This is a genomic window from Actinotalea ferrariae CF5-4 (genome assembly GCF_000603945.1).
GTDB classification, from domain to species: domain Bacteria; phylum Actinomycetota; class Actinomycetes; order Actinomycetales; family Cellulomonadaceae; genus Actinotalea; species Actinotalea ferrariae.
On sequence record NZ_AXCW01000180.1, the window covers coordinates 1 to 8,038 of the forward strand.

An 8,038-nucleotide genomic window follows, 5' to 3' on the forward strand; every position below is an offset into this window, starting at 1 on the left:
TACACCCTCGATTGCGATGAGCCAGTTTGATGTCTCGTTGTATCACCGGCTCGGCGGCGACGGCATACCCGTTGAGCCGGGACGGAGCCTCACTTGTCTTCACTCATTGCCTGACTGCACGGTAAGCAGGGTAGGGGGGGAGCAGTCTTTTCAGTTCGACGTCGGCGATGAGTCTGTGCTCGCGATTCTGCACATCTATTATCTAACGCCGATCGAAAACGAGTCCGGAAATCCAACCGGAGACGTCGAGACCAGCTACGCTAGTTACGGATTCCGAATCGGCCGAACCGCGTGAGGTGAGATGTTACCCGAAGGTCGCCCCCAGGAAGGCCTCGACGGGCTCCTTGCGACTCTGGAGAGGATGGCGCCGGGCCCACTGGCGGAAGAAGTTCTGAGCTGGCTCAATTGCGGCCCGCTCCGGGAGGAATCAGTTAGCGAAACGCGACTGCTCCATGCGATCGCGGCACACTTCGCAGCAGTGTTGGTCGTAGAGTTTGGGGCGCGCATCGAGCTTCCGGCTCGCGCGATGCCCAACTCCACGAACCCCCTTCTGGTAGCGACTCGCCTCGAGGCACCGGGTGAGCCTGATAACGCAGTGCCCCTCGAGATCAATGTCCATCGAGGAGGCGTTGACATCCTCGCAGGCCTTGGAACGCGTCACTTCGCTTCACCCGAAGGATATCCGGATCGTGCAGTTGGCGAACAGGAGCAAGGTCTTATCATGGCCAAGTTCCTTTGTGCTGTTGTAGAGGGGGGGCTCGTTGAACGTCTCACCCTCCGCGGAGAGTTGGTCTCCACTATCCCGGGGGCAAGCTGGAGGACGGTCCGACGCTTGACAGCGGCCGATCGGCTTGCGGCCGATTACTTGAAGCTATGGAAGTGGGAGAGGCGATGGCAGGCATGGTCGCCTGTACCAGATAGGGCTCATGGTCGGCGCCCGCTCGCCGAGGATGGTTAGACACCCCCTGCGTACGCGGCAGACCTCGCGGGCTAGGCCTAGTGGCGGGACCCTTTGAGGTTCTCCCCTCCCAACGTCATCGTCGATCGACATGGCGACGCCGCCAGCGTGCTGCCGTTGGAAGGCCGGTGCGCGAGAGGGCGCGGACGCGGCCCGACGACACGCTCTGGAACACGCCGGGTGGACCCTGCAAGGTCGGGGCGGTGTACAGTCACGACGAGCTTCTCCACGGTGATGCGCCCGCGGCGGGAAGGGGGCCTCCTGCTGGAGGCGGTCTACGAGGGCGAACGCCCCCAGCACGCCGCCCGGCGCAGACGTGTGCTCGCCACCGAGCCCAGGGGCCTGAACCTGGTCTGGCAGCTGGCATCCCGATGGGGCGCAGCGTCAGGCGATGACGCGGAGGTGGTCGCCTCTGTCGGTCGGGGGGTCGTGATCCCTCGGTTATCCGCCTGGTCGGCGCCGTCCTGGCCGAGCAGCATGACGAGTGGGCCCAAGAGGAGGTGACCGACCCGCCGCTGGCCCTGACCGCCTGACCCACCAGGCGCTACACCAACTCCCCAGGACTCGAGCCGTCATGGGCACCGCGGGTGCAAACAGAGTCACGGCCCGTCATCGCCCTCCAGGCTGATCGGCACGATGCTCGGACCCGACTTCGCAGTCAGTCGGTGGTGCCGGCGAGCAGCGCTTCACACGCGGCACGCAGGCGATCGAGCGGGCCTCCGATCGTGGCGCGGACGATTGTCGCGTCGAGCTTGTAGTAGTGGTGAGCGATCAAGTCGCGCATCCGTGCGATGTCCGACCACGGAACGTCGGGCTGCCGGTCCTTGACCTCCCGCGGAAGCGCCTTGACGGCTTCGCCGATGGTGAAGACATGAAACTGAGTCGCGGCCAACGCGACCTCGGCTACTCCGTCGTCTTCGGCGTGTCTCTGCGCGACAGCCTCAGCCCGGTCGATTGCTTCGACCGCCGAAAGGATGTCGCCCAGCCTGTGCCGCTCCGATCGGCTCACAGCGGCACCGCCTCGGCGAGCGCAGCGTCGGCGACATGCGGCGCCAGAGCGCTGGCCGGCGCGACGTCGACGCGCTCGCCCAGGAGTGCGGAGAGCTCGTCCGCGATCGCGCCGAGTGGCAGCAAGCCGTGCGTACGCACGTCGAGGTCGACGAGCAGGTCGACGTCGGACCCGGGGCCGTCCTCACCCCGCGCCACCGATCCGAAGATCCGCACGTTCGAAGCCCCGTGCCGGTGAACGATGCGGCGCACGCGGTCCCGGTTCGCCCGCAGCTTTGCCATCCGCGGCGTACGAACGTCGAGGCGACGCGGAGCGGCCGCGGCTCGCAGCTCCAGCCGTGCCCCCATCGCCGCCAAGAGCCGGTCCAGCGTCTCCACCGACGGCGAACTGGCGCCCGATTCGTAGCGCGAGACCGCGGGCTGCGACGTCCCCGCTCGCGCCGCCAGCGCGTCCTGGCTCAACCTGGCGGCTTCGCGCGTCGTGCGGATGAGGGTCGCGGCGTCCATGCATCCAGCATACTGCTACCGGTATGACAGCCATGGTCGGTCCTCGAAGCTGCCCATGTGAGTACTGAAGTACTCACATGAGAACTTCAGTAGTCACCCGGTCACCTGAACGAGACGAGCGCCGGGGGGCGCTCCGCACTGGCTGCCGATGACAGCCCAGCGCCGACGCGTTGACGCCCACGCGATGACGCCCACAGCTCGACCGATGACACCAGGCGCTCCGGTGCGCCGCGTCATCGGTCACGCTATCGACGACGTCATCCCGTCATCGCTGCGGCGATGACGGCGCCATCCCGTCATCGATCCGGCTATCGGCCCTGACCACTCTGGCGTCGACCGCTCGACCTCAGGCAGGCGGGGAGACACATCTTCTCCCTCCCTTCCGCACACCTGCTGATAACGGAGGTCGACGGCGGAAGGAGGTGGTCCCGGTGATGTCGATGCACAAGCTGCTGGCCGGCGACGGCTACAGGTACCTGACCCGGCATGTGGCCGCGGGCGACGCCGGCCTCGGGCCAGCTGACTCGCTCGTCGCCTACTATGAGGCGACCGGCAACCCGCCCGGGCGCTGGCTCGGTGGTGGGCTCGCCGGCATCGGCGACGACGCGACGGGCCGACTCCGACGCGACACCCCGGTCAGCGAGACCGCCATGGCCGCCGTCTTCCGCGACGGCCACGACCCGCTCACCCGCGAGCCACTCGGTCGCCCCTACCCGGGCCGCGCCGACCGTCCCGTGGTCGGCTACGACCTCACCTTCACCATCCCCAAGTCCGCCTCTGTCCTCTGGGCGCTCGGCGACGACGCCACCCGTGCAGCCGTCCACGCCGCACACCGCGCCGCCGTCGACCAGGCCCTGGAGTTCGTCGACCGCACCGTGGCCCGCACGCGCGTCGGGCATGCGGGCTGCCGTCAGGTCCGGACGCGCGGTGTCCTCGCGGCCGCGTTCGACCACTGGGACTCCCGCGCCGGGGACCCGAACCTGCACACGCACGTCGTGCTCGCCAACAAGGTCCAGGGACCCGACGGCGTCTGGCGCTCCCTCGACGGCAAGACCGTCCACGCCGCCACCGTCACGGTCTCCGCGCTCTACGACGGCCTCCTCGCCGACGAGCTCTCCCGACGCCTGCCCGTGCGCTGGTCCCACCGCTCCCGCGGCGAGCGCCGCAACCCCGCCTTCGAGCTCGAGGGTGTCGGCGACGCGCTGCTGGCCGCCTTCTCGAACCGCGCCGAGCAGATCCACTGCGCCGAGCAGACATGGGCCGCCGACTTCGCCGCGTCGCACGGCCGCAGCCCCTCACGCGTGGAGACCACCCGTGCGCGGCAGTACCTGACCCGGTCGACGCGACCGCCGAAGGTGGTCAGGCCACTGCGCGACCTCCTCGCCGAGTGGGCGAACCGAGCCCGCGCAGTTACCGGCGTCGAACCGCGCGACCTGGCCGCCCGAGCCCTGGCCGGTACCTACGCCCGGGGGCTCCGCGCCCACGACATCGGCGCCGAGGTGCGCGCCGTCGTCGTTGCGGCTGTGCTCGACGACGTCGCCACGCGCCGGTCGGTCTGGACCACCTGGAACCTCGGCGCGGCCGCGGCCCGCGCGACGCTGCCCCTGCGGATGGCGTCGCCGGCCGAGCGGCTGCGACTGCTCAACGAGGTCACGACCGCCGCCGCCGCCCGGTGCGTCCATCTCGACGACACCCGGGAGCCGGACCGGGTCCGCGTCGGTGAGGCGCTCTACACGTCGACCAAGTTGCTCGCGGCGGAGAAGTCACTCATCGACGCCAGCGAGGCGCCCGGCGCGGCAACCATCGACCCGCAGCTCATCGACAACCCCCGCTACCGCGCGCACCACCAGCTCGCACGACTCGCACGCGACCAGCGCGCCGCGGTCCGCGCCGTGCTCACCTCCGGCAGGCGGCTGGACGCCCTCGTCGGACCCGCCGGCTCGGGCAAGACGACGACGCTGGCGGGTCTGGCCGAGCTCTGGACGGAGAACGTCGGTCCCGTCATCGGGCTTGCGCCGTCGGCGACCGCCGCCCGCGCGCTCGAGGCCGCCCTCGGCGTGCCGTGCGAGACGACGGCGAAGTGGCTCTACGACCGTCGGTGACGGCGCCCGCGCACGCGGCCGAGCCCACGCTGCGATCGAGGCGACGCTCGCCGCCACGGGGATGGACTGGCGCCGGGACGGGCACGCCGTGGCGCTGCGTCGGGAGGCGGGTCGGTGGTCGCCCGCGTCGCGGCAGCTCGTGATCGTCGACGAGGCCTCGCTCGCCGACACCCGCACCTTGGCCGTCGTCGTCGACCAGGTCCAGGCGGCCGGCGCGAAGGTGCTGCTGGTCGGGGACCACCTGCAGCGCGGATCCGTCGATGCGGGCGGTGCGTTCGGGATGCTCGCCAGGCGGGGGCCGACGGCGGAGCTCACCTCCCTGCGCCGGTTCCGGCACCCGTGGGAGGCGCGCGCGAGCCTGCAGCTCCGGCGTGGGCAGTCGGCCGCGCTCGACGCCTACGACGCTCACGGCGCGTTCGTCGGCGGGGCACGCGAGCAGGTGCTCGACGCCGCACTCCGCGGTTATCTGGCGGCCGCCGCGGAAGGGCGGGTGGCTGTGCTCCAGGCCGCCGACAACCGTACGGTGCGCGAACTCAACGCCATGACGCGCGCGGACGGCGTGCGACTCGGTGCGGTCAGCACCGGTGGCGTGGAGCTGCACGACGGGCTGGTGGCCGGCGTCGGCGACCGCGTCGTCACGCGGCGGAACCACCGGCGGCTGCACACCCCCGACGGGTTCGTGCGCAACGGCAACCTGTGGGACGTCGTGGCGGTGCGTGGAGACGGTGCGCTGCGGGTTCGGCCGGCAGACGCCGCAGGCCGCACCGACGAGGGCGCGGCAGTGGTGCTCCCGGCCGCGTACGTCGCTGAGAACGTGGAGCTCGGCTACGCGACAAGCACCGCGCGGACCCAGGGGATGACGGTCGACGAGACGCACACCCTCGCCGCGCCGGGGATGGGTCGGGAGGACCTGTGCGTCGCGATGTCGCGCGGGCGTGAGCGCAACCGGGTGTACGTCGTCACGGACGGCGCCGACGACGAGTGCCTTCCGGCGAGCCCGTCGGTCGCGACGTCGTACCGGGACGTGCTCGACGGGATCCTCGCCACGTCCCACGCCGAGACGACCGCGACGGAGACCTGGGAGTCGTACCACCCGAGCGAGCCGGCCCCGCTGCCGGTGCCCACGCTCCGGGCGCCGCACGACTACACGTGGTCGGCCCCACCGGCCTACGCAGCGCCCACCGCGACACCGGTCCACCGGCCACCTGCTCCATCACGGTGACCGACCGAGCACCCGAAGGAGCGCCATGTCATCCATCGCCACCGGCTCGACGGGCCGGCCGTTCCTCACGGTCGCCGAGGCGGCCGACGAGCTCGCCGTCACCGAGCGCTTCATCCGCAAGCTCATCGCGGACGGCGACCTCCGAGCCGTCAAGGTCGGCGCCCGCGTCGTGCGCATCCGCCGCACCGACCTCGAGGACCTCCTCCGCCCCGCACGCGTGGTCCCGCGCCTCGGCTCGCGCCGTGACGCCACCGGGTGGCGCGGGTAGAAGCGCACCGCCCGGCTTCCGCGGTTCACAGCTCCGAGTTTCCCAGAGTTTTGCAGTACCCTTCACGCGACGGCTCTGCGAAAACTTGGAGGAAACTGTGCGCAGCGACGCCGAGGTCGACGCGGCCCTTCGCGCCGTACTCGCAGGGTCCACCGCGCGGGACTGCGAATCCGAAACCCTCGACTTCAAGACGGTGGGCCGCAGCGTCTCGGACACGCTCAAGGACCTCGCCGAAGCAGCCGCCTGCTTCGCTAATCACCGAGGCGGCGCGGTCGTGGTCGGGGTCGCCGATCCCTCCGCCGGACCCGAAGCCCTCGTCGGATGCGACCTCGATGAGGCGGATGTACGCCTCGCTGTCTTCCAGAAGACCGTGCCCCACCTCACTGTCGATGTCCGACCGCAGGAGGTCGACGGCGTCCGGCTCCTTGTCATCTCAGTCCCAGAGAGCGCCGCAGTCCACTCTGTGGGGGGTCAGTTCCGGAAGCGCCTCACGACCTCATGCCAGCCGATGTCCGCAGACCAGATCGCTCGGCTTGTCGCCGAACGGCGCGGCGAGGACTGGACCGACTCGCCGACAGAGCTCGCCCTCTCGGCCGTCGACCCGCTCGCCATGACAACGGCACGTCAGTTCCTACGCGAGGCTACGGATCCGACGCGCCGCGACTTCGCTCAGCTCAGCGACGCCGACCTTCTCCGCGCGCTGGGGGTCGTCACGCCGAATGGCAAGCTCAACCGGGCTGGTGCTCTGCTCTTCGTCGGTGGAGAGCCGGGGCGGGTGCATCTGGCCTACATCCACCGGCGCACGCCAGCGGGTGACCTCACCGCTAATGAGCAGCTCGCCGGTCCGGCGGTGACGTCACTCGCCCGCGTCCTCGACCTTGTTTCGGCCAGGACCGACACGACGTCCATCGACGTCTCGCCTCTGGTCCAAGTCCAGGTCGCCGATCTTCCGCCTCGAGCGATCCGCGAGGCTCTGGTGAACGCCGTCATGCACCGCGAGTACCGCGATCCGGGTCGCGTCGTCGTCGAGCACACCGCGACGCGCCTCGCCGTGACCTCACCGGGCACGTTCGTCAGCGGCGTGACACCGGACAACGTCTTGACCGCGTCATCCCGCACGCGGAACCCCAGGCTCGCTGAAGCAATCCGCAAACTGGGTCTAGGCGAGACCGCTGGCGCGGGCGTAGATCGCATGTACGCCGCGATGACTGGGATGGGACATCAGCCGCCGACCTTCGAGACCGATGGGGCCAGTGTCCGCGTGACCCTCACTGGTGGCGCACCGAACAGACAGCTCGCGTCGTTCGTGAAGACACTCCCCGACCGCAGCGACGAGGACGCGGACACGATGCTTGTGCTCTTCAGTCTCCTGCAGTCGCGTTCGGTGAACGCATCCGGTCTGTCGCCACTGCTCCAGAAGCCCCCAGCTGAGGTCCAGACCGTTCTCGGCCGACTCGCGGCCGAGCCGTTCGACCTCGTCGAGCCCACCCGGGAGACGAGCCGCCGTTCCCAACCCAACTACCGGTTGCGGGAGGCGGCCCTCCGTGCGCTGGGCACGGCGGTCACCTATCGCCGCCGCACTGCTGACTCGATCGACACGAAGGTGGTCGAACTGCTCCGTGAGGCGGGCTCCATCAACGCCCGCATGGTCCGTCTGGTCCTTGACACCGACACACCCACGACGTCGCGAATCCTCGCGGACCTCGTCGAGCGTGGGTTGCTCGTCAAGACGTCCAACGCGTCGCGTGGCCCCGGGGTCACGTACGGCCCGGGGCCGAGCCTCCCGGCTCGTGTGCGACGCCGCACGCCGGCGAAGAAGTTGGACGCCAACCCCACTCTCTTCGAAGAAGGAGCTGGAACGCCCTGACGCCCCATTCCCCAATGCGATCGCGGTGTGATGACACGCCGTTTCGTCCGCGCCGGCGCGCGGACGGCGGCTACTAGGAGACTTCACGCAGGATCGGCGTCCGGCC

Annotated in this window: 7 protein-coding genes; 5 read left to right on the plus strand and 2 right to left on the minus strand. The window is 70.0% G+C overall.

Going from position 1 to position 8,038, the window contains the following annotated elements; all coding sequences use genetic code 11:
- Positions 1-295 (plus strand): hypothetical protein (locus tag N866_RS22130; RefSeq protein WP_216699453.1); only part of this gene is annotated, 295 nt, incomplete at its 5' end.
- A 1,321-nt stretch (positions 296-1,616) separates the two neighbouring features.
- On the opposite strand, the gene N866_RS19995 is transcribed toward N866_RS22130, so the two are convergent.
- Both N866_RS19995 and N866_RS20530 read right to left on the minus strand, forming a co-directional pair.
- The gene (locus N866_RS19995; protein ID WP_052023058.1) at positions 1,617-1,967 is read right to left on the minus strand and encodes a HepT-like ribonuclease domain-containing protein; all 351 of its coding nucleotides are present in this window, start codon (positions 1,965-1,967) and stop codon (positions 1,617-1,619) included.
- The gene (locus N866_RS20530; protein WP_034227316.1) at positions 1,964-2,473 is read right to left on the minus strand and encodes a helix-turn-helix domain-containing protein; all 510 of its coding nucleotides are present in this window, start codon (positions 2,471-2,473) and stop codon (positions 1,964-1,966) included. Before N866_RS20530 ends, N866_RS19995 begins: the two co-directional genes overlap by 4 nt.
- A 434-nt stretch (positions 2,474-2,907) precedes the next feature.
- Between N866_RS20530 and mobF the strand changes: the two genes are divergently transcribed.
- The 4 genes from mobF to N866_RS13770 all read left to right on the plus strand — a co-directional run bounded on the left by mobF (position 2,908) and on the right by N866_RS13770 (position 7,932).
- Complete coding sequence (gene mobF / locus N866_RS22615) at positions 2,908-4,575, plus strand: MobF family relaxase (RefSeq protein WP_281173256.1); 1,668 nt, start codon at positions 2,908-2,910, stop codon at positions 4,573-4,575.
- Between the two features lie 61 nt (positions 4,576-4,636).
- Positions 4,637-5,797 (plus strand): ATP-dependent DNA helicase, encoded by a 1,161-nt coding sequence (locus N866_RS22620; protein ID WP_052023060.1) that lies wholly within the window; start codon positions 4,637-4,639, stop codon positions 5,795-5,797.
- A 25-nt stretch (positions 5,798-5,822) separates the two neighbouring features.
- Positions 5,823-6,065, plus strand: a complete 243-nt coding sequence (locus N866_RS13765; RefSeq protein WP_034227319.1) for a helix-turn-helix domain-containing protein — start codon at positions 5,823-5,825, stop codon at positions 6,063-6,065.
- A 97-nt stretch (positions 6,066-6,162) separates the two neighbouring features.
- The gene (locus N866_RS13770) at positions 6,163-7,932 is read left to right on the plus strand and encodes an ATP-binding protein (RefSeq protein WP_052023061.1); all 1,770 of its coding nucleotides are present in this window, start codon (positions 6,163-6,165) and stop codon (positions 7,930-7,932) included.
- Positions 7,933-8,038: the final 106 nt, after the last annotated feature.

What these genes read in the sequence shown, in the direction of transcription:
- N866_RS20530 (WP_034227316.1), bottom strand. Translation starts at nt 2,473, where the DNA reads ATGGACGCCGCGACCCTCATCCGCACGACGCGCGAAGCCGCCAGGTTG.
- mobF (WP_281173256.1), top strand. Translation starts at nt 2,908, where the DNA reads ATGTCGATGCACAAGCTGCTGGCCGGCGACGGCTACAGGTACCTGACC.
- N866_RS22620 (WP_052023060.1), top strand. Translation starts at nt 4,637, where the DNA reads ATGGACTGGCGCCGGGACGGGCACGCCGTGGCGCTGCGTCGGGAGGCG.
- N866_RS13765 (WP_034227319.1), top strand. Translation starts at nt 5,823, where the DNA reads ATGTCATCCATCGCCACCGGCTCGACGGGCCGGCCGTTCCTCACGGTC.